General features: G+C 37.0%; 17 protein-coding genes and 1 riboswitch. Of the genes, 16 read left to right on the plus strand and 1 reads right to left on the minus strand.

What is annotated here, in order from left to right:
* Window positions 1-96: 96 nt before the first annotated feature.
* The 10 genes from ASG38_RS05535 (at window position 97) to ASG38_RS05580 (ending at window position 11,946) form a co-directional block, all read left to right on the plus strand.
* Window positions 97-1,758: a PAAR-like protein gene (locus tag ASG38_RS05535; protein WP_056067956.1), complete on the plus strand. Its 1,662-nt coding sequence runs from the start codon at window positions 97-99 to the stop codon at window positions 1,756-1,758.
* 3 nt (window positions 1,759-1,761) lie between these two features.
* A complete protein-coding gene (locus ASG38_RS05540; RefSeq protein WP_056067958.1) occupies window positions 1,762-2,547 on the plus strand; it encodes a hypothetical protein in 786 nt (261 codons plus the stop codon).
* 181 nt (window positions 2,548-2,728) lie between these two features.
* Window positions 2,729-4,564, plus strand: a complete 1,836-nt coding sequence (locus tag ASG38_RS05545; protein ID WP_056067960.1) for a type VI secretion system Vgr family protein — start codon at window positions 2,729-2,731, stop codon at window positions 4,562-4,564.
* Between the two features lie 20 nt (window positions 4,565-4,584).
* On the plus strand, window positions 4,585-6,171 hold the full coding sequence (locus ASG38_RS05550) for a PAAR-like protein (RefSeq protein ID WP_056067962.1): 1,587 nt from the start codon (window positions 4,585-4,587) through the stop codon (window positions 6,169-6,171).
* Complete coding sequence (locus tag ASG38_RS05555) at window positions 6,122-6,712, plus strand: hypothetical protein (protein WP_056067965.1); 591 nt, start codon at window positions 6,122-6,124, stop codon at window positions 6,710-6,712. The genes ASG38_RS05550 and ASG38_RS05555 overlap by 50 nt, the downstream gene beginning before the upstream one ends.
* Before the next feature lie 14 nt (window positions 6,713-6,726).
* Entirely contained in the window at window positions 6,727-8,238 is a 1,512-nt protein-coding gene (locus tag ASG38_RS05560) for a hypothetical protein (RefSeq protein WP_056067966.1), read from the plus strand.
* A complete protein-coding gene (locus ASG38_RS05565) occupies window positions 8,223-8,834 on the plus strand; it encodes a hypothetical protein (protein WP_157486056.1) in 612 nt (203 codons plus the stop codon). Before ASG38_RS05560 ends, ASG38_RS05565 begins: the two co-directional genes overlap by 16 nt.
* Window positions 8,835-8,874: 40 nt before the next feature.
* Window positions 8,875-9,768, plus strand: a complete 894-nt coding sequence (locus ASG38_RS05570) for a hypothetical protein (RefSeq protein WP_056067971.1) — start codon at window positions 8,875-8,877, stop codon at window positions 9,766-9,768.
* A complete protein-coding gene (locus ASG38_RS05575; protein ID WP_056067973.1) occupies window positions 9,752-11,293 on the plus strand; it encodes a hypothetical protein in 1,542 nt (513 codons plus the stop codon). The genes ASG38_RS05570 and ASG38_RS05575 overlap by 17 nt, the downstream gene beginning before the upstream one ends.
* Complete coding sequence (locus ASG38_RS05580; RefSeq protein WP_056067975.1) at window positions 11,290-11,946, plus strand: hypothetical protein; 657 nt, start codon at window positions 11,290-11,292, stop codon at window positions 11,944-11,946. The genes ASG38_RS05575 and ASG38_RS05580 overlap by 4 nt, the downstream gene beginning before the upstream one ends.
* Before the next feature lie 160 nt (window positions 11,947-12,106).
* On the opposite strand, the gene ahcY is transcribed toward ASG38_RS05580, so the two are convergent.
* Window positions 12,107-13,423, minus strand: a complete 1,317-nt coding sequence (ahcY, locus tag ASG38_RS05585) for an adenosylhomocysteinase (protein ID WP_056067976.1) — start codon at window positions 13,421-13,423, stop codon at window positions 12,107-12,109.
* A gap of 190 nt (window positions 13,424-13,613) precedes the next feature.
* On the opposite strand from ahcY, the gene ASG38_RS05590 reads away from it, so the two are divergent.
* The 6 genes from ASG38_RS05590 (at window position 13,614) to ASG38_RS05615 (ending at window position 20,574) form a co-directional block, all read left to right on the plus strand.
* On the plus strand, window positions 13,614-14,258 hold the full coding sequence (locus ASG38_RS05590; RefSeq protein ID WP_056067979.1) for a 4'-phosphopantetheinyl transferase superfamily protein: 645 nt from the start codon (window positions 13,614-13,616) through the stop codon (window positions 14,256-14,258).
* A gap of 5 nt (window positions 14,259-14,263) precedes the next feature.
* Window positions 14,264-15,001, plus strand: a complete 738-nt coding sequence (locus ASG38_RS05595; RefSeq protein ID WP_056067981.1) for a geranylgeranylglyceryl/heptaprenylglyceryl phosphate synthase — start codon at window positions 14,264-14,266, stop codon at window positions 14,999-15,001.
* Complete coding sequence (gene pnuC, locus ASG38_RS05600; protein ID WP_056067983.1) at window positions 14,994-15,623, plus strand: nicotinamide riboside transporter PnuC; 630 nt, start codon at window positions 14,994-14,996, stop codon at window positions 15,621-15,623. Before ASG38_RS05595 ends, pnuC begins: the two co-directional genes overlap by 8 nt.
* Entirely contained in the window at window positions 15,578-17,692 is a 2,115-nt protein-coding gene (locus tag ASG38_RS05605) for a DUF4301 family protein (protein WP_056067985.1), read from the plus strand. The genes pnuC and ASG38_RS05605 overlap by 46 nt, the downstream gene beginning before the upstream one ends.
* Before the next feature lie 2 nt (window positions 17,693-17,694).
* Window positions 17,695-18,096 (plus strand): alternative ribosome rescue aminoacyl-tRNA hydrolase ArfB, encoded by a 402-nt coding sequence (gene arfB / locus ASG38_RS05610; RefSeq protein WP_056067988.1) that lies wholly within the window; start codon window positions 17,695-17,697, stop codon window positions 18,094-18,096.
* A gap of 52 nt (window positions 18,097-18,148) precedes the next feature.
* Window positions 18,149-18,242: riboswitch (TPP riboswitch) on the plus strand.
* A gap of 88 nt (window positions 18,243-18,330) precedes the next feature.
* Window positions 18,331-20,574: a TonB-dependent receptor gene (locus tag ASG38_RS05615; RefSeq protein ID WP_056067989.1), complete on the plus strand. Its 2,244-nt coding sequence runs from the start codon at window positions 18,331-18,333 to the stop codon at window positions 20,572-20,574.
* Window positions 20,575-20,604 lie beyond the last annotated feature (30 nt).

Raw genomic sequence — 20,604 nt, forward strand, 5'->3', positions numbered from 1 at the left:
CAATTGCAGGAAGCCTTAATTGAAATTGAAGACGAAATGCAATCTGTAAAATATGCCACGCTTTTTTTAGGTTAGAAAAGCACAAAATATGTTGCCATGGAAGATGTCAAAGAAAATAATAAAAAAGAAATAGCCGAAAAGCGGGAAGAGCGTGAAAAAGAGGATAAAGTCTCTGAAGATCTGAAGCTTGTCATTGATATGGCAAAAATACAATGTACGCTTTGTACAAATCCGCAGGGAATCCTGAAGGTCAATTTTGACACGCCTACAACCCAGGATAAATTGACTGCTACGGTTGTTGAAAAAGACATGCGAAGCCTGATTTTTATGGGGACCTGTACCAAAAGCCCAAATAGTGCAGTTCCGTGTGCCTCAGTAATGCAGTTGGGAGAATGGAAAGATGTAGGAACGCTTAAAGTTCAGGATCAATTCCCGTTGTTGAAAAAAAGTACGATTCCGTGTAATTATGGCGGAAGTACTATTGAAATTACAGATAGCGGACAGAGAAGTGAGCCAACTCAACTTCCGGCAGGAGCACCTTTGCCTAAAAAAACAGACGAAGAGTATAAATGCACCTATTGTGACGACGAAATCACATTGGAACAAATCAAATATGTAATCACAGGAGAAACAGATGGCAAACTTGCAGAAGAAGAAAATGTAAAAGAAATTTTGACATTGCTCAATAAATATAGAAAAGACTATAAATTGGATACCTGCCTGCGAAAAGCACATTTTATAGCACAGGTAGGGGCAGAATCAAAATTTAAAAATACCACAGAAGGATCAAGTTATTCGCCTGATGCGCTAAGTATATTTAATAGTGACAAGGTAAGATTTAGGTCTGGAGTCCTGATTGATGATACCGTTTTGAGCTCGCTATCGTCAAAATTGACCGAACTTTTTAAAATTGTGGATAAGGATGGTAAAGAAATTGCAAAAACAAATGAGCAGTTAAAAACTATTCTAAAAGATCAGAAAGTTGTTGTCGATGAAAAGGAGATCTATGCGAGATTTGCAGGAGTTCCCGATCCGGCAGATAAAAAGAAAAAATTGCCTAAACTGCTTAAAGAAGTTGTGAAGGCAGATAAAACGGTCGACTATAAAATATTTTTAAAAATCCATAGCGCTTTCGGAATGGAAACATTATCCAGGGCTTACGCAAGCAGATATGAAAATGAAGACGAATTAAGCAGGGATGGCTGGAAATTCAGAGGAAGGGGCTTAAAACAAATTACTTTTAAAGCAAATTATAAAAGCTTTACAAATTTCAGGAATAAATATCCGTTCCCCGATGATACTACAGGAAAAATTGATTTTACGGTAACAGAAGATGCAGCAAAATTGACAGGGACATTCGATAAGCTGGCTGCGAATCTGTTGTATGGAGTCCAATCGGCACTTTGGTATTGGATAGAAGGGAATGGAAAAGTTTACGCAAATGCAGACTCAGATAATGTGATTGGAGCTACAAAAGCCATAAACGGAGGTTATAATGGTTTGGAAAACAGAGATAACTATACTAAAAATGCAAGACAGGAAAGCGGCTTAAACGTTTTTAATCATTATAAACAAATGCATGAAAACGGAACAGAAACAGAAAAAGCGACAGTCATAAAACTGTTGAAATTTTTAGTAAAAGATAACAAAAAGGCAGACGGTATTAAAAAAAATGGCAAGACAGTAATTGTAAATACTAAAGATACTAACGCTCAGCCCTTATTAGATGAATTGGATAAACCTGTACAAAAAAAATAATCAATGAAAAATATCTGCTTCTTTATCTTAAGTCTTTTTTTTATACAGTGTAACGCCCAATCTCCGAAAAATTCAAGTGCAAAATCAGGAGTTGCTGTTGCAGATCTCAAAAAAACAATTGTATGCAAATCAGAAAAATTGACATACCATTTTCCAGATATCCGTGCTAAAAATGAAAATAATTTTTTCAATCAGGAAATTATTGCCGGATATGTTGAAGCTTCAGGCATTTCCATGGGGAAAATAAAAACTCCTGAGCAGTTACTTCAGAATATAGTAAAATCAAGAACAGAAGCATGCAAAAAAGGAGATAATTACAGCGGATTAAATACGGTAAGTTTTGAAATAGGTAGCAACAACGGTAAAGTTTTATCCCTGACAATGCATTACGAGATACTGGCGGGGAATTTAACTATAGAAGAAAAATATTATAATTTCGATATTGTCAATAAGAAAGTATTGACAGTTGATGAAGTGTTTAGCAAAGACAAGATTCCTAATCTTATTCACAGAATAAATAAGGAACTGAAAGAAAAGCTTGAAGAATACAATAAAGAAAGCAAAGAGTTGGAGCAACAGGAAATAGTAGATGGATTATTGGCCAATTCTTCGGCTATTTTTACAAAAGAACAATTGGAATCCTTTAAAATTCTTGAAAAAGGAATCGAATTTAAGATAGATTATGGGGTTCCAAGAGGCACACTTCCTTTAGATAATGATGTATTCATGTCATATGAAGAATTGAAGGGTGACTTAAATGAAAAGATAAATTCATTACTCAGGCAGTAATTTTTATAATTATCCAATTAAATCATTTGAAAATGTTAGGGTTTTAAAATCAGTATGTTAAAAATTATTTTAACATAATTTAATGTTAAAGAAACGCTTTTGAAACAGGAAAAATAGTAAATTACACATAATTCGACAAACTTCCCCCCTCGAAATCTATTAACCATTAAAATCTAATGCTATGTCGATCAGCACTCAGATTCAGATTCAGATTGGGGGAGAAAACCTGACCCGCTTTTCTAAACTTGTCATCAACCAGAAGGTGCATTCGCACCATCATTTTTCTATTTTACAGCCACTTCCAAAAGAATTTGTAAGTCAGGCTATAGACAAGGCTCAAAAATATGTGGGGCAGTCAGTCACTATCAATATCAAGCCCTCTAACATGATGACAAACTCTCCGTTGATTTTTAACGGAATCATCACAGAAGCCCAAATGATCAGAACGTCCGGAGCTTCAGGTGGTATCATTATCAATGGTTATAGCCCTACAATTTTACTGGAAGGTCCGCCAAACACCCGTTCCTTCAATGACGAAACCTTATCAGGAATAGTTAAGGAAATATTGAAAGATTATTCAGGCGACAGTCTGAAACCGACTGTAGAAATTTCAAAAGACACAGCACTGCCTTATACCGTTCAATATGCGGAAAGTGATTTCTCATTCCTTTGCAGGATAGCGCAAAAAAAAGGACAATGGTTCTTTTTTAATGGTGAAGAGCTACAGTTTGGCAAACCGAAATCTAAAAACTTCACATTGGACTACGGAAGAAGTCTGCATTCTTTCAATATTGAGATGAGGGCAAAATCACTCGGATTTGAATACCTTGGTTATGACCCATCCAATGGAGATACTCAGAAAGCCAGCTCGGCCGAAGTAGACTACCAACCTCAGGACGGCTATTCAAAAGCGATTTTTGAGTCCTCCAAAAAACTTTTTACAAACACTTCTACTATGCTGTATTCCCATTCTCTAGAAGAAGGGAATTCCAGAACGCACCTGATCGACCGTGTTACCACGCAGTTGCAATCGCGAACCGCAGATATGGTTACGGCCAAAGGTGAATCCGATGAGACCGGTTTGCGTATTGGTGATGTAGTATCGATTAAGGAACCTGCTTTTTCCCTGACTGGAAATATTCTGGATGGTCTGCAGGAGCAGAATTTTGGAAATTATATCATTACCGATATCATGCATGTTTGTGATGAGTCGGGCACCTATCATAATACTTTTGATGCTGTTCCGGAAAGTGTTGTTGCTCCGCCTTATGGAAATGTGCATAGTTTTCCAACAGCTGAATCACAACCGGCAACCGTGATTTCTAATGCTGATCCTGCCGGACTCGGACGCGTTAAAGTAGCCTTCGCCTGGCAGAAAGATTCCGGTAAAAGTACGCCCTGGATACGAATGGTAAACTCACATTCCGGTGGAGGCAAAGGATTTTATTTTGTGCCTGAAGTTGGCGAAGAAGTATTGGTGGCTTTTGAAGGTGGCAATGCAGAAAAACCTTTTGTATTGGGAGCAATGTATAACGGAAGCGCTTCCAGCGGATACAGCACGTCAGGAAACGACAAAAAAGTAATCCAGACCCGTTCAGGAACAAAAATTATCATGGACGATGCGGCCGGAAGTGTATTTATTGAAGACCCAAGCGGAAATACCTGGCTTATGGACGGTCAAGGCAATATTGATGTCAATGCGCCTAATAACATGAAAATAACGGTGGGCAAAAATCTGGATATCAATGTTGGAGAAAACATGGCCACTACAATAGGTGCCAACGAAAATATCTCAGTTGGTAGCAATAAAACAGAAACTATTGGGAAAAACTACGTTCAATCTTCTGAAAATAAAAATGTTACGGTTAAAAATAATAAAACCGACAATGTTGGAGAAAGTTACAGGCAGATTACAGGAAATTCGGATATCCAGACTTCTAAAGGTGATTTAAAATTGAGAGGAACTACGCTAACGGTAATCCAGGGCGGTAAAGATGTGAAAGTTAGTAAAGGATAATCTTATTTATAGTATAAGTTATGGCTACAGAACAACACAAGGCTCAACTCGAAAAGAAAAGAGCGGAACGAAAAGAAAAGGATTCCGGAGATTCTCCTTCAGAAAAGCGAGAAGTAGTCATGCATGGCGCCAAGCTAAAATGTGAATATGCACAACAGTTGGGCGAATTAAAAGTAACTTCGAACGAATTAAAACTTCAGGATCAATTATGGGCTACACAAGGCGATGGCAATAATATGATCAATCTACAATTTAAAGGAACCTGTGGACATCCCAAATGGCCTGCAAGAAACATGCAGCCGCCACCCTGTATGAGCGTGATAAAATTAAGTCCATGGGAAAATCTGGGAACTACTGAGGTACAGAATCAGAAAGTGCTGGTCAAAGAATCAACGATAACCTGCAATCCTGAATTTAATACGGCAGTAGCAAGCCCGATACCCAATGTTGAAAGTATTGCGATTAAGCCATCTCCACTAATCATAAATGCCTATTTCGCAAAATTTGAACTAAAAACGGAAAAGAATGTTACCAACTTCAATTTAACCAAAGTAGATGAACGCGGATTAAGTTATGGTGTTGCCTTAGTTATTGAAACCGTTGGATTAGCCGGAAAAAAATTGAAAGTAAAAATAAAAAGCGGTGTCAGAAAAGTGCTTTCAGATGTGGATACCGCAATAAGCTTTATTGATTTAAAAGATATTGATGCCATCACAAAACCTGAAAACTATAAAAATGTAAAAGCAAAAGACGAATTTGAAGTGGAAATAGGAAAATTAGCGTCTGATGCTACATTATCAAATAAAGATACTTTTAAAGATAAAGGCATTTTAAAATTAATGCTCAACCAAAAACCGGATGATTTGTCATTTGATTTGGCAAAACTCATTGCAGCCGATGCCAGTAAAGAAGCGTTGGTTTATGTAGAAATAAATTGCTCAGAACCTAATGTGGAATACATGGGAGTTGACAGTGGTTCAGGCACCAAAAATGCCTTCTTAAAAGAAGAGGGTAAGTATTTCAAAATAAAAAACAAAGAACAGGCCTGGCTTACAACAGCCAGAAAAGAAATGGAAAAAGGAGTAACAGAAGCCACTCATTGCAACACTATCATTAATGATTACCATCAGGTAAACAGGGAACACAAACCTTCCGGCTGTGCAACGATTACCAATGCGTGGTGCGCTTCATTTGTGGGCTGGTGCTTGACCCAAAACAGTTTTTCTGCCCAATGTGATCCCGGAGCTTTCAGTTATGGACACACCAATACGAGATACCGAAATAAGAAAGTGGTAAAAGACGGAAAAACGGTCACATTGCCAGACCATTTTGATGATCCGGTTTGGGCTAAAACTACCAATGGCGGCAAATTAGCTTTGGGCTCGATATGTGTCGTAAACAATAAAAAGCATGTCACTTTTGCCGTAGCTAAAAATAAGGAAGGAACCCATTTTTTTGGATTAGGAGGAAATCAGGGAGATGCAGTTAAAGTTAGTGCTTACAGTGTAAGAAATTCAAGTATTTATCCAATAGAGTATACAATTAACGAAGAAGATTATGAATTACCAATCTATTATAGAGAACTTAAAGGCGAAAGTGTTACTTAGGCTTTTATTACTGGTTGCTTTTCTTCCAAATGAAGTTGTATCACAAGTCGTAAAAGTTGATTCGATTTCAATTTCTAAAGAATGGAAAGATTGCAACGGAATGAACAGGTTGACAGTAAACGTAAATGCTTTATGTAATCCTGATGAGCCTCCTTTTGATGGTCATAAAACAATGATTGATGTAAGCCTCAAAAACAAAAAGCATTCCTTAAATGTGCAATTCGATGATCCGGATTATCAAATGGAAATGATTGCTTTTAGTGAGAAAAACATTTGGTTTTATAACTTAAAAAAAGCCAGGGTAGTTTTTATTCCGTTCTCCTATTGCAGTAATTCTGATTCAGAGAAAAAGCTCTCTTATATTATTTTATATAACGACAAAAAGTATTTGTATCACATTCCTTTTAAATGTACAGAAGAAGACGATTGTGTTCTGAATGCAGATTTAAATAAATCCATGAGTGATTTGAATCCTAAAATAAGGACGGAACTCATAAAGAAAATTAAATCCCACTATAAAAAAGGAAGTGACTTCAACTAAAAAACCAAATTGCAATGGCACAAAGTGAAGAACAAAATAACGAATCGTATTCAGCAAATCCGAATCAAAAAGTATATGATACGCCACATGTTGTTGATCATTTAGTGGATGTTATTGCCATTTATTTTGCCGAAAAAAAGAAGAAATTTAAATGGACACCCAAAGAAGAAACCTATACGGTAAATAAAGGTGGAAAAATTGCCGATGTCAAAAAAAAATATACAGATACCTTTAAAGCCGAAAAAAAGACCATCCGGAATCTGGCGACAGATCCTGATCATACAGCGGCTTTAAAACCAAATGATCAGATAAAAGTAACCTGGGAAGAACAAGAGGAAGATGGATTTGAAATGGTAAAAATCCCAAAAGCAACGATTGGGAAAAAGGTTTACATCGTAGCAAATTGTCATGGCGATAAGGCAAAACTGACAGTTCAAATCAATGAAAATAAATTGGCCAATCCGGAAGCTGTTTATGATGCCCCGGTTAAATTTTTGATTGGAGATCAGGAAAAAGACAAGGTTGAATTTTCAATTACAAAAGATAAGAGTGAATACGAGCAGGAAATTACGTTACGACCCAAAACAGATGCCGATTTAAAAAAGCTGGTAGAAAAATTTGATAAGAGAACCGGTAAAAATGCTTTTGTATATTTAAAGGGGGAAGTGACAGAAACCTCAGACGAAATAAAGTTTCCTGATGAAACACATGAGTTCTTAAATAAAGAACAGGAACGATTTGAAGTTTTAGGAACGCCATGTTATTGTAATAGGGATATTACCGTGGATGAAATGATAAATCTGATTTATCATCTTAGAGACAAACAAAATTATGTAAGCAAACGAGACCATTTCTTTAATAACGGAAGTGAAAAAATAACAGAAATTTCAATTTCTACCGGTAAGATTTCAGAGAATAGAGATAAAATTCAACTATTCGTCAATGAGATGAACGCCATGTTTAAAAAATTCAACATCAATACATGCAAAAGAAAGATTCATTTTATAGGGCAGATGTATTTAGAAACGATAAGTTTTACATACACTTATGAAAGCAGAACTTCTGTGCCGGACAATTATAAAGGAGGAGTGGATTTCCAGGGTAGAGGTATGAAGCAAATAACGCATGATTACAATTACCTGGCTTACTATGATTATATCAATACAACCACCTTTTATGATACCTATATAGCCACAAGGAGCGGTTATGAAAGTGTTGGCGATTGTGTTGCAAAGAGACCGGCCGCCACTACTGCAGGATTAGACACCGCTTTTTATGATGGTTTAAAAACGTTTGCAAAAAAAATATCTCAGGAATTATTCCACGCCTTTAATTCTGCTGGATGGTTTTCTACGGTTTATAAACCAACTACCCTGGCCGAAATGGATAAAGGACTCGAAGATGAAAATATAAGATTGGTTACTGTAGCGATAAATGGAGGAGAAACCAATTTGGCTGAAAGGAAAAATTATACAAAATGGACTAAGGAATTTTTTAAATATGACACCGAATGCGTAAGAAGATAACGACCAGCTTATTAATTACTTGTATGATTCTGCTTTCATGTAAGGCCCAAAATCACAGTGTAACTGAGAAAAACACTCTTGTTGCAGATTCAACTTTGGTATATGAAAATAACAAGGTCATTGGTAAAATTTCCCAACCAACAACCTATAATTGCAAAGCATGTTATATAATAAACAAAATTGGGAACATAAAAATTAAAGTTCCGGTTTCAAATAAGGTGATCAATAATCAATCCGTGTTAGAACAGGATTTTGCCATTGACAAAGTCATCAAAAATGGTAATAATACGGTTATTAAATATTCAAGTACATCCTCTTCCAAAGCTTATGAACTAGAGGTGAACAAAGATTATATTGTTAGAATGCTGAATTACAGTTATGGTTCAAAGGATATAAAAATTGGAGAAAATGACTATGCATCATTTCAGGCCAACTCAATATGCCAAAGCGAAAAGAAGATTAAAATTAAAGATACAATTACACTAAATGACAGCTATGTTTTTGCAACTAAAGATTGTTTTGATTGTCCGGTAAAATATACAATTGAAGAATGCATAGCCAACAGAAAAAAAGGTGTTAAAATGAATTGGGAGTAATCGTTTTTAAATTTCATAATTCAAAAGCAAAAGTCGTACTATGCGAAATATTACCGATACAGTTGAAGGCATAAAAGAATTAGATATCAGCTTGTATCTTGAAGAGCATTTGCAGTTTTATAAATTTTCAATGATGGAAATAACCACAGAAAACGGCAATGTTTTAAAAAGTGAAGTTAATAAAACAATACACTCAACAATATTAAAAAAAGATTTTGAAACCTATCTGATCCAGTTGGAAGTCTTTGATATCGAGTATAAAAACAGAACCGTTTCACTGACTGAGAAAGATTTTTTAGGACGGATTGCTGAGGTAAATGATGATATAATTCTAGAAACAGACGAGCATTTAAATATCAATAAATTAGTAAACCAGCATCAGATTCAAAAAAGGCTGGAAGAAAAAATAGAAAGATTAGCCAAAAGTAATGTTGGGCCTAAAGTAGAAGAAATGTTTCAATATCTAAGGGAGTTTTACAGCAACGATAGAAGGATTCTTTTAGATATAAAAAATTATAGACAGCATGGTCTGCTTCTGAATCCGTTTTATGACAGATATACGCCTTTATCGGTGAAAAAAAGAAGTGTAAGGTATTTGAATTTTGTTGAAAATGCGGTCGTTAATATTGGGGAAGAAGCCCGGGTAAAAAAAATAAAATTAAAAGAACGGGAACTCGAAGTTGGAGTAAAGGGAAAAATGATTGCGCCATTCTACAACGACATGATTTTTAAGTCAATAAAAAAGAAAGAAATTTCATTTGATTCTGAAAAAGACATACCCAGCCTTGACAAATATGAAGGCAGTTTTATTTTTAATATGAATACCGGAACGGTTAAAAAAGCGAGTATCGAGATTGAATTTTCACTCGGTAACAATTATAGAAAAACAATAAGCTATCAATTAAATGAATTAAACGATGCCGATAACAATTGATGATACAGGACAAACAGTAACGCTGAATCCGCCGTATTCGCCAGTTACGCCAGACGATAGCCTGCAAAAGATAACCCGTGTTTATTTTGCAAAAAAGACTGTTACGAGAGAAGGAGCAAATGTGGCATTTACAAGGATAGATTCCCTTCATGCACAGCAGGAAGGAGGACAAAACCTGCCTTATGATTCTGTTTTGGGTAAGACTGTTTATCTGGTTATCGAAACCGAAAATATGGCAACCTTGTCTATAGATGCTGTGATTCGTCCGGCAGACAATACATTGACAGGAAATACAGAAACACTGAATCTGATGTGGTTCAATCCGGCAACCCAGAATTTTGAGGTAAGAAGAAAAATGACTGCTGTTGTTGGCAATTTTGATGCCCTGAACAATAAGGGAACAACCGAAAATCCATCCGGTTCACATGACCATTATACTAATTTGGCAGACCATGAAAACAAAGCTATTATAAAATTACAGCTCAGACCATCCTTACGAACCGATTTCAATACCTGGGCAGCCAATATAGCGGCTGCTGCTACACACACGGCTAATCTGGAAGTAGTTGTGGAAAGAACAGATAATGAGCCTTGTGCTTACGGTCCTGACAGTACAGAAGAAGTTAAAGAAGCGGGTATTTTCCTCAATAGTGATGCTCAGGGAAGATTTCGGGTTGGCAACAGGAATTTTTATGAAATCTACGCCAGAGTTTTATCAGGAAGAACCAACAACAGAAATACCTACACAGATGGCACCTATAATTTCCTTCCTATGAACGGTACAGTCAGGAGGAAAATCAGCAAGCTTGAAAATCCAAGTTCGACGCAGGTTACCTATTACCATTACGATATTTATGGCAATGAAGTATTTATTGCTACCTGTGACAAAACATCGGTCATGGGCAGGAATAACGGACAGCAGCTTGGAGCAGTGCCGCCTGGGGCGCTTCGTACAGAAAATGCTCCTGCCGGAGGTGCGGCCCAAACCAACCATATTTTTGCAAATGCTATCGTCACAACCGGAACGCACAGAAACGACAGAAATGCCAGAGCCTTTCCGGGCGCACTCAGGATTGTCCGCTATACGGCTTCCGGAACCAATGTACCTTTGGTCAGAATGCCGGATACGCTTAATGTTACTGTAAACGGTAGGGTTATTGCCTATGGATTCTCCAATACGCAAAGACGATTCTGTAATCCGGATTGTTTCGCAGCTTTTGTGGGTGTTTTATCGCAATACGGATTAGCAGGTGTAAATTCAACAGGGATGTGTTTTGGCGATGCAACCAGCTATCCTAGTTTGGCACACCCCAATGGAGATAGCGTAGACACTAGCTATCTGGCCAATCGACAAAACGAACAGGATTTATTAAATGCTTTCGTAGACTGGAATTTTGCCCAGGTAATTGCCGGAACAACACAGCAGGCCTGGCTACGAAATGCGCACAGATATGCGGGAGACCACAATGACCATTTGCATTCCGGAGATTTTGACAGTAACTCGATTCATAACATCTACCAATGAGAAAAATAGTTCCCATACTCGTTTTTATAGCCACTCTTTCCTGTAGTAAAAGTATCAGTCAGGTTAGTACTGTCAAAAAAATAAGCGAATCTGCTAAAGTAAATCTGCCTTATGGTGACAAAAATGTACTTCATGAATTCCCTGCCGATTGGTCAAGAGGTGATGCCTTACAGGATTCTTTATATAATAAGATGAGCTTTTTTTTATTTCAGGATAAGGACAATCCCGCCAGAAACACAATTGCAATAAATTATCCTGAAGCAAAAACTTTTATAGCTAAAGACTTCATTCCCTCAAATGAAATAAAAAACGGGAAGTCAAAAATAGAAATCAAAAGCGCTCAGGTTTTTGATGGCAAGAACTTCAAAATAGTTTCCGTACTCTATGAAGGAAAAATAGACTGTAAGACCTGCGAATATCCCGAAAGTCAAACCCAGAATGTATTATTGAGCATTAAAGACGGAAAAGTGATTGACAAATTACCTGTGTCCTACTTTAACGGAAGCGATTTAGGGCAGTCAGCAAGATATTTTTATATTGATTCTGACAGGATAATCCATCTCAAAGATTTTAAGTCGGATGAAGAAGGTGTTACTTTTGCCCAATATCTCAAATATAAAATCACTCCTGACGGCAAATTTGCCAAACTCTGATAAACTAAAAAACCTCGCCTAAAGCGAGGTTTTTTTATGTTAAATCTAAATTCAGAATATTAAGTAAGATAAAAGATAATAGAAGATATAAAAGATTATTTCGTTATTCCAAAATCTTAAATCATACATCTTAAATCTCAAATCAGAAATCTAAAATAGATTAATATCTGTAATATTCAGGCTTAAACGGACCTTGAACTTCTACTCCAATGTAAGCAGCTTGTTCTTCGTTTAAAGTTTCCAACTCAACACCTAGTTTTGCCAGGTGAAGGGCAGCTACTTTTTCATCCAGGTGCTTAGGAAGCATGTATACTTCATTTTTGTAGGCAGCACTGTTTTTCCATAACTCAATTTGAGCCAAAGTCTGGTTTGTGAAAGAGTTACTCATTACAAAACTTGGGTGACCTGTAGCACATCCTAAGTTTACAAGACGTCCTTCAGCCAGGATGATAATATCTTTTCCGTTGATAGTATATTTATCTACCTGAGGCTTGATTTCGATTTTTGAAGCACCGTGGTTTTTGTTCAACCAGGCCATATCGATTTCGTTATCAAAGTGACCAATGTTACAAACAACAGTCTTGTCTTTCATTTTTTCGAAATGCTTACCTACCACGATATCTTTGTTTCCTGTTGTAGTGATGATAATATCAGCATTAGCAATAACAGTATCCAGTTTTTTAACTTCATATCCGTCCATAGCTGCTTGCAATGCACAGATTGGATCGATTTCAGTAACAGTTACAATAGAACCTGCACCTCTGAAAGAAGCAGCAGTTCCTTTACCAACGTCACCATAACCACAAACTACAACTCTTTTTCCGGCCAACATCAAATCAGTTGCACGACGAATTGCGTCAACAGCAGATTCTTTACAACCGTATTTGTTATCAAATTTAGATTTAGTAACAGAATCGTTTACGTTAATTGCAGGCATTGGCAATGTACCGTTTTTCATTCTTTCGTAAAGTCTGTGAACTCCTGTTGTAGTTTCTTCAGAAAGACCTTTGATTCCGGCAACCAATTCAGGGTAACGGTCAATAACCATATTAGTCAGGTCACCACCATCATCCAAAATCATGTTCAATGGTTTTCTGTCTTCACCAAAGAATAAAGTTTGCTCAATACACCAGTCAAACTCTTCTTCGTTTAGTCCTTTCCAGGCATAAACCTGAATTCCTGCAGCAGCAATTGCAGCAGCGGCCTGGTCTTGCGTAGAGAAGATGTTACATGATGACCAGGTTACTTCAGCTCCAAGAGCAACCAATGTTTCAATCAACACCGCAGTCTGGATTGTCATGTGAAGACAACCTGCAATTCTGGCACCTTTTAAAGGCTGTTCGTCTTTGTATTCTCTGCGAAGCGCCATCAAACCTGGCATTTCAGCTTCTGCTAATTCAATTTCTTTTCTTCCCCAGGCTGCAAGAGAAATATCTTTCACTTTGTAAGCCACAAAAGGTAATGTCGTTGTACTCATCTATTTGTATATATTTGTATTATCAAATTTTTTGCAAATTTACGGAATTACTTTTTATTAAAATAATCGGAAAAAATTATTTAAGGTTTGTTTAATAAGAGGTAATTGTTTGATTATTAAAGCCTGCCACGAATTTTACTTCTGAGGTTCTCATATAAAACCGCAAGGTTGATTTATTTTATAATTAGAAATGCCCTTATATAAAGTCATACATTTTAGTCCGTCCATAAAAGTCCTGATTTGGAAAATCACGGAACCTTTTGACGAGCTTTTTTCTCAAGTCCTATTGAAAGAAAAAACGCTTGGCAGACTGCAATCCATGAAATCAGAAGTGCATCAAAGGGCTTTCCTGAGCGTCAGGAAACTGCTCCAGGAGGCAGGACATAATGATTTGCAGCTTCATTATGATGAATTTGGCAAGCCACATCTCGAAAATGAAACCCATATATCTATTACCCATTCGTTTGATTTTTCTGCAATTATCCTAAGTGATGAAAATGTGGGGATAGATATTGAGCTTCGCCGCGAAAAAGTAATGCTTATCGCAGAAAAATTTGTTGACGAAAGCGAATTCAGATTTCTGGATAAAGAAAAAAAAGACGATTATGTTTCCAGATTAACCGTAATCTGGGGCGTAAAGGAAGCCATTTTTAAAATTCGTAATGAAAAAGGAATCAGCTTCAAAGACCATATTTTTGTAGCACCTTTTGAAATGACAGAAAAAAAAGCAAAAGCACTTCTGACTTTTGGAAACCTAAATATAGAATTTGATATCTGTTTTGAAGAAATCGAGAACTATACGCTCGTATATGCCTTTCAAAAAGGAAATCAGTAAGCCCAATGCAAAACATCTATAACGAAATACTACAGTCCAAAAAAGAGAAAAAAAAGCTTCTGGCCATTCTTCTCGATCCCGATAAGATTTCTAAGGATTCATTACAAAGTATTATTCCTAAGATAAATCAGTCCCCGGCTACGCATATTTTTATTGGTGGAAGTCTGGTGCTTACCAATACTATTGATGGAATCATCCGGGAATTAAAACAGAAAACAACACTTCCTGTTTTACTTTTTCCGGGCAACCCGTCGCAAATCTCCATTGAAGCCCATGGCATTTTATTCCTTACTTTGCTGTCGGGCAGAAATCCGGATTTTTTAATTGAACATCAGGTCAAGGCAGCACCAATTTTAAAAAAAACCAATCTGGAAATTATTTCTACAGGTTATATATTGATTGATGGCGGCAACCAGACTGCCGTAGCTTCGGTGAGTAAGACAATACCATTGCCTAGGCACAATTCAGATATTGCAGCAGCTACAGCATTGGCGGGCGAATTTTTAGGAAACAAGTTGGTTTATCTGGAAGCAGGAAGCGGTGCAAAACTTTCAGTTCCTTTAGAAACGATTTCTCTGGTTTCAAAAAACATAGAAATACCATTAATTGTAGGCGGAGGCATAAAAGACATCCAGGGAATTGAAGATGCCTACGCCGCCGGAGCAGATTTGGTAGTGATAGGAACTGCTTTTGAAAACGACTCCAATTTTTTTATAAATTCTAACCTGATGCTTCATGATTGATTTTTTCCTCAATGCCTATAAAGATAAACCTGTCATTGATATTGTTTTAGAAGCCATTGTTCTTATTACCGGAATCCTGAGTGTTTATTTTGCGAAGAAAGAAAATATATGGGTATATCCAACCGGTATTATTGCCACTGTAATCACCGTTTATCTGCTTTATAAAGTAGGCTATTTTGCCGAGATGACGCTTAATATTTATTTTTCGGTTATGAGCATATATGGCTGGGTTAATTGGACGAGGAAGAAAGATGAAGGCTATATTGTCAAAATTTCAAGAACAAATACAAAGCAGAAAATTATTGGGGTATTGTTATTTTTTCTTACTATTGTTGTTACATATTTGGTATATCACCTGTTTGGTAAGGAAATCAAACCTGAGAATTATATAGATATATTTATTTCAGGATTGTTTTTTACGGGAATGTGGTATATGGCAATGAAAAAGATTGAAAATTGGACACTATGGATTATTGCAGATTTCATAGCGGTTCCTTTGTATGCCTATAGAGAGATGGGGATGTTGTCATTGCAATATGTGTTTTTTACAATTTTGGCTATTTTAGCTTACATAGAATGGAGGAAAATCTTAAACAGCAGCCCACAGATAAAATCAGAATAGCATTGTATGGACCGGAATCTACCGGAAAAACTACATTAGCAAAACAATTGGCAGAACATTTTCAGTCGGTATGGATTCCCGAATTTGCCCGTGACTATTTACAGGAAAAATGGAATCGTTCCAAAGAAATTTGCCAACCGGAAGATTTGCTTCCTATTGCAATCGGGCAAATGCAACTCGAAAATAAAGCTCTGTCTGAAACCGGTAAATATCTTTTTGCCGATACGAATTTGATGTGTACCAAAGTCTTTTCGGAAATCTATTACAGTTTCTGTGATTCTGCTTTAGATAAGGCTGCCCGAAAGCACAAATACGACCTTTTTTTCTTAACAGACATTGACGTTCCTTTTGAAAAGGACGATTTGCGGGATAAGCCTGATGAAAGAGAAATGCTTATCAGTAAATTTGAAGAAGCCCTGATTGAAAATAATAAACCCTATATACTGCTTTCTGGGAATAAAGAAGAAAGATTGCAAAAGGCAATTGCCATTCTGGAAGATTTGGAAAAATCAAAAGCATTGGGATTTGATTCTTACGATTTTGTGCAGATATACAATCAGGGAATAAAAATTGATACCGTAGCGAATTATCTTAAAGTATTTAATACGGGCATTCCAAAAGCAGTTTTAGAAAGGCCGGCTTCATTAACAGATGGAATTATGCCACTTTCTGAAGAAGAAGCGGTTTATTATGCCAATCTATTTGAATCTAAAAAAGACAGGCTGAAAATTCAGAAGTTTGTACCTGCCTCAGGAGCGGCCAGCAGAATGTTTAAATTCCTGAATGAATTTGTCAACGAATACAAATTAGGCAATGAAACCATAAATGCTTATATCAACAGAAAACGTTGTGGGGCTATGCCGGTTTTCCTGATTGGTATAGAAAAATTTCCGTTCCATAAAACGGTTTTGGAATATACGCAGGTGAAATATCCCGAGTATAAACAATGGGACAAAGACACGCGTTTTTTCTATTTTGTAAAATCATTGCTCTCCTCCAATCATTTTGATTTTGCCTCCAAACCTAAAGCAGTATTGCCTTTTCATCAATATGGCGATTATATTGCCACGCCAATAGAAGAACATTTGAATGAAAGCGGTTCGTATGCGTTTTCGTCAGGTATTTCCGGTTTGCATTTTACAATTTCTGAAGAACATCAGGACTCCTTTGATAAAATTATAAATGACGTCAAGCCAAAGGTAGAAGCCAATACAAATGTGCAGATTCATGTGGATTATTCTTATCAGCATAAAACAACAGATACGCTTGCAGTCGACCTTCAAAACAATCCGTTCCGTCTGGATGATGGCAGTTTGTTTTTTAGGCCGGGTGGACATGGTGCCCTGATAGAAAATCTTAATCAACTGTTTGCGGATGTTATTTTTATAAAAAATATTGACAATGTAATCCAGAACCACATCCACATTATCAGTTTGTATAAAAAAGCATTGGCGGGTATCCTGTTGGAATTTCAGGACAGGATTTTTACTTTTCTTAAAGTGCTGTCAACGGAAAATATCCAAAAAGAAACAATTGACGAAATCGTAGAATTTGTAAAGTCAAAACTTCAGATGGTTATCAATACCGATTTCCAGAAATATACACGTGAAAATAAAGTGAGTCATCTTCAGGAAATCCTGAACAGGCCAATTCGGGTTTGCGGAATGGTCAAAAATGAAGGAGAGCCCGGTGGCGGTCCGTTTTGGGTGAGAGATACAAAAGGAAATGTTTCCTTGCAGATAGTAGAATCCTCACAGGTTGATACTCAAAATCCTGCGCAGGCTAAAATATTGTCAAGCGCAACACATTTTAATCCTGTCGACCTCATTTGTGGTACAAAGGATTACAGAGGTGAAAAATTTGATTTGAAGGAGTTTGTTGATAATCAAAGCGGATTTATTGTAGAAAAAAATAAAAACGGAAAACCAATCAAGGCCTATGAATTGCCGGGGCTTTGGAACGGAGCTATGGCAAAATGGATTACCATTTTTGTAGAAGTGCCCCTCATTACTTTTAATCCTGTAAAAACAGTAAACGATTTACTAAAACCGGCACATCAGCCGCAATAATTTTGGATACGGAAAAAATAATATCAGAGCTAAAGTTTAAGGCTGTCAGGAGCAGCGGGGCAGGAGGACAGAATGTCAATAAGGTTTCCTCCAAAATTGTCCTGTCTTTTGATTTGGGAAACTCAAAAGCACTTTCGGTAGATGAAATTGCGATTCTTGAAGAAAAACTGGCACCACGGCTTACCAATGATAAAATACTTATCCTGAATAGCGACGAAGACAGAAGCCAGTTAAAAAATAAGGAGATTGCCATAAAAAGACTGCTCCATTTACTACAGCAGAATCTTATTGTCCCAAAAGAACGAAAGGCCACAAAAGTGCCCAAAGCTGTTATTAAAAAGCGAATCCAAAACAAAAGAAAACTGTCTGAAAAAAAGGAGTCCAGAAGAAAACCTGATTTTTGATTAAAAAATCCCGATTCAAGCCTGCTTTATCTTAATACTTTTCTATCTTTGCCCTGTCTCAAAGGGGTGCTCTAAATAACGAGCTGAGATTATACCCAACGAACCTGGGCGGGTAATGCTGCCAAGGGAGAATGACAACTTTTTAGAGTGCACGCTTAAAACTTGTCGTTAAGTACAATCAATTAATTTAAACAAAAGAATAATTACCCCTTTTATTCGTAAGAAAATTTACGAATGAAAACTTTATTCAAAAAAAATGAGCTTGGGTCAAAGAAGAAAAAGAACCTAAGCTTGTCGGAATCATTTCTTGATGCCAAAACAATGGCCGGAATTGCAATTTTTGCTTCAGCCTCTCTTTTCGCACAGGAAAAAACGGTTTCCGACACTACAAAAACCAGGAATCTGGATGAGGTTCTGGTTTCTGCCGTACGTGTTACGGCGCAGACTCCCGTTACTTTCAGTAACATTAGCAAAAAAGAATTGGAATCCAGAAATTTAGGGCAGGATATTCCGGCCTTGTTGAATTATCTGCCATCTGTGGTAGTGACTTCCGATGCCGGTAACGGAATTGGATATTCAGCAATCAGTGTCAGAGGTTCTGATTCCAGAAGAGTTAACGTAACACTCAACGGTATTCCTTACAATGATTCTGAATCGCAAGGTACTTTCTGGGTCAATATGCCCGATTTCACATCATCCGTTCAAAACATCCAATTGCAGCGTGGGGTAGGAACCTCTACCAATGGAGCCGGAGCTTTTGGTGCCAGTTTGAACCTGCTTACAGATTCGTATGCAACCGAAGCCAATGGCGAAATTTCCAACTCTTTCGGAAGTTTTAATTCCAGAAAGCATACACTGAAATTCAGTAGTGGATTGATTAAAGACCATTTTGAGCTGGCCGGACGCGTTTCTAATATTAAATCTGATGGCTATATTGACAGGGCATCATCAGATTTGAAATCCTATTTCTTTCAGGGAACATATGTAGGCAACTCGACATTAATAAAAGCGTTGGTGTTTGGAGGAAAAGAAAAAACATATCAGGCCTGGAACGGACTCGAAGACCCGGAAAAGCTTAAAAATGACAGGACTTACAATACGGCAGGAGAATATGTTGATGATAACGGTGTGACGCGTTTCTACGATAATGAGACGGATAACTACGACCAGGACCATTATCAGTTGCACTGGAACGAGCGTTTTTCAGACAATTGGAGCACAAACCTTGCCTTTCACTATACAAAAGGAAAAGGGTATTATGAAAACTACAAAAAGAAGCAGGATTTATCAGAATATGGGATTGAACCACAGATAATTGATGGTGTAGAAATAAAGAAAAGCGACCTGATTCGAAGAAAATGGCTGGATAATGATTTTTACGGAACTACATTTTCTGCAAACTATAAAAAGGAAAAAATAGATTTTATCTTAGGTGGTGGCTGGAATAAGTATGAAGGAAGCCATTTTGGGAATGTTTTGTGGACGCGAAGTGTTATCCTTCCGGAATATGATTTTAAATACTATGACGATTTTTCGACCAAAACTGATTTTAATGTTTTTGCAAAAATCAATTACAGGCTGAATGAAAACTGGAGTCTTTTTGGAGACCTGCAATACAGGAATGTAGGATATAAAGCCAATGGGGCAGACACCGGCCTTGTGGATGACAACTTTAATTTCTTTAACCCTAAAGCAGGTATTACTTATCTTGTCAATGACGAAAACAATATTTATTTCTCCTATGCCCGTGCGAACCGCGAACCAAACCGAAGCGACTACGAATCCGGAAATCCAAAACCTGAAAAGCTGAATGATTTTGAATTGGGCTGGAGATACAGCTCGCCTAAGACAAAAATCAATGTCAACGGATATTACATGAGATATAAGGACCAGCTTGTCCTGACGGGTGCTTTAAACGATGTTGGAGCGCCAATACGCCAAAATAGCGGAGAAAGTTACAGGCTTGGATTGGAAATCGATGCTACTCTTTTTGTAGCAGAGAAATGGATTTTCCGTCCAAATCTTACCATAAGTACTAACAAAAATGAAGATTTTGTTTTTCAGCGTGACGGAGTCCTGGAAAAATTGGGGAATACAGATATCGCCTTTTCACCAAATGTGATCTTTGGTAATGCCATTACGTTTTTGCCTGTAGAAAACATGCAGGTTTCTCTTTTGACAAAATTTGTAGGAGACCAATATATGGGTAATATTGATTCAAAAGCCTCAAAATTGAAAAGCTATGCTGTGAATGATTTGAATATTTCTTATGAAATTAAAACCAATACGGTTTTTAAATCGATTATCTTTTCAGGGCTGGTGAATAATATTTTTGATTATGAATATGAATCAAATGGTTATTTCTATACTTATGATGACGATTATTCCAATCCGGGTACTATAAAAACAATCGAAGGAGCCGGATATTTTCCACAGGCAGGGATTAATTTCCTGGCAGGAATGACATTGAAGTTTTAAAAATTAGTTTTTTAATTATTTCCCGAAGCC

The organism is Flavobacterium sp. Leaf359 (assembly GCF_001423985.1).
In the GTDB taxonomy this organism is placed as follows: Bacteria; Bacteroidota; Bacteroidia; order Flavobacteriales; family Flavobacteriaceae; genus Flavobacterium; species Flavobacterium lindanitolerans.

Bases quoted from the DNA above. Each gene is read 5' to 3' on its own strand.
- ASG38_RS05555 (WP_056067965.1), top strand. From the start codon at position 6,122: ATGAATTACCAATCTATTATAGAGAACTTAAAGGCGAAAGTGTTACTT.
- pnuC (WP_056067983.1), top strand. From the start codon at position 14,994: ATGATTGATTTTTTCCTCAATGCCTATAAAGATAAACCTGTCATTGAT.
- ASG38_RS05540 (WP_056067958.1), top strand. From the start codon at position 1,762: ATGAAAAATATCTGCTTCTTTATCTTAAGTCTTTTTTTTATACAGTGT.
- ASG38_RS05565 (WP_157486056.1), top strand. From the start codon at position 8,223: ATGCGTAAGAAGATAACGACCAGCTTATTAATTACTTGTATGATTCTG.
- ASG38_RS05580 (WP_056067975.1), top strand. From the start codon at position 11,290: ATGAGAAAAATAGTTCCCATACTCGTTTTTATAGCCACTCTTTCCTGT.
- ASG38_RS05545 (WP_056067960.1), top strand. From the start codon at position 2,729: ATGTCGATCAGCACTCAGATTCAGATTCAGATTGGGGGAGAAAACCTG.
- ASG38_RS05575 (WP_056067973.1), top strand. From the start codon at position 9,752: ATGCCGATAACAATTGATGATACAGGACAAACAGTAACGCTGAATCCG.
- ASG38_RS05615 (WP_056067989.1), top strand. From the start codon at position 18,331: ATGAAAACTTTATTCAAAAAAAATGAGCTTGGGTCAAAGAAGAAAAAG.
- ASG38_RS05605 (WP_056067985.1), top strand. From the start codon at position 15,578: ATGGAGGAAAATCTTAAACAGCAGCCCACAGATAAAATCAGAATAGCA.
- ASG38_RS05560 (WP_056067966.1), top strand. From the start codon at position 6,727: ATGGCACAAAGTGAAGAACAAAATAACGAATCGTATTCAGCAAATCCG.
- ASG38_RS05590 (WP_056067979.1), top strand. From the start codon at position 13,614: ATGCCCTTATATAAAGTCATACATTTTAGTCCGTCCATAAAAGTCCTG.
- ASG38_RS05570 (WP_056067971.1), top strand. From the start codon at position 8,875: ATGCGAAATATTACCGATACAGTTGAAGGCATAAAAGAATTAGATATC.
- ASG38_RS05550 (WP_056067962.1), top strand. From the start codon at position 4,585: ATGGCTACAGAACAACACAAGGCTCAACTCGAAAAGAAAAGAGCGGAA.
- ASG38_RS05535 (WP_056067956.1), top strand. From the start codon at position 97: ATGGAAGATGTCAAAGAAAATAATAAAAAAGAAATAGCCGAAAAGCGG.
- ASG38_RS05595 (WP_056067981.1), top strand. From the start codon at position 14,264: ATGCAAAACATCTATAACGAAATACTACAGTCCAAAAAAGAGAAAAAA.
- ahcY (WP_056067976.1), bottom strand. From the start codon at position 13,423: ATGAGTACAACGACATTACCTTTTGTGGCTTACAAAGTGAAAGATATT.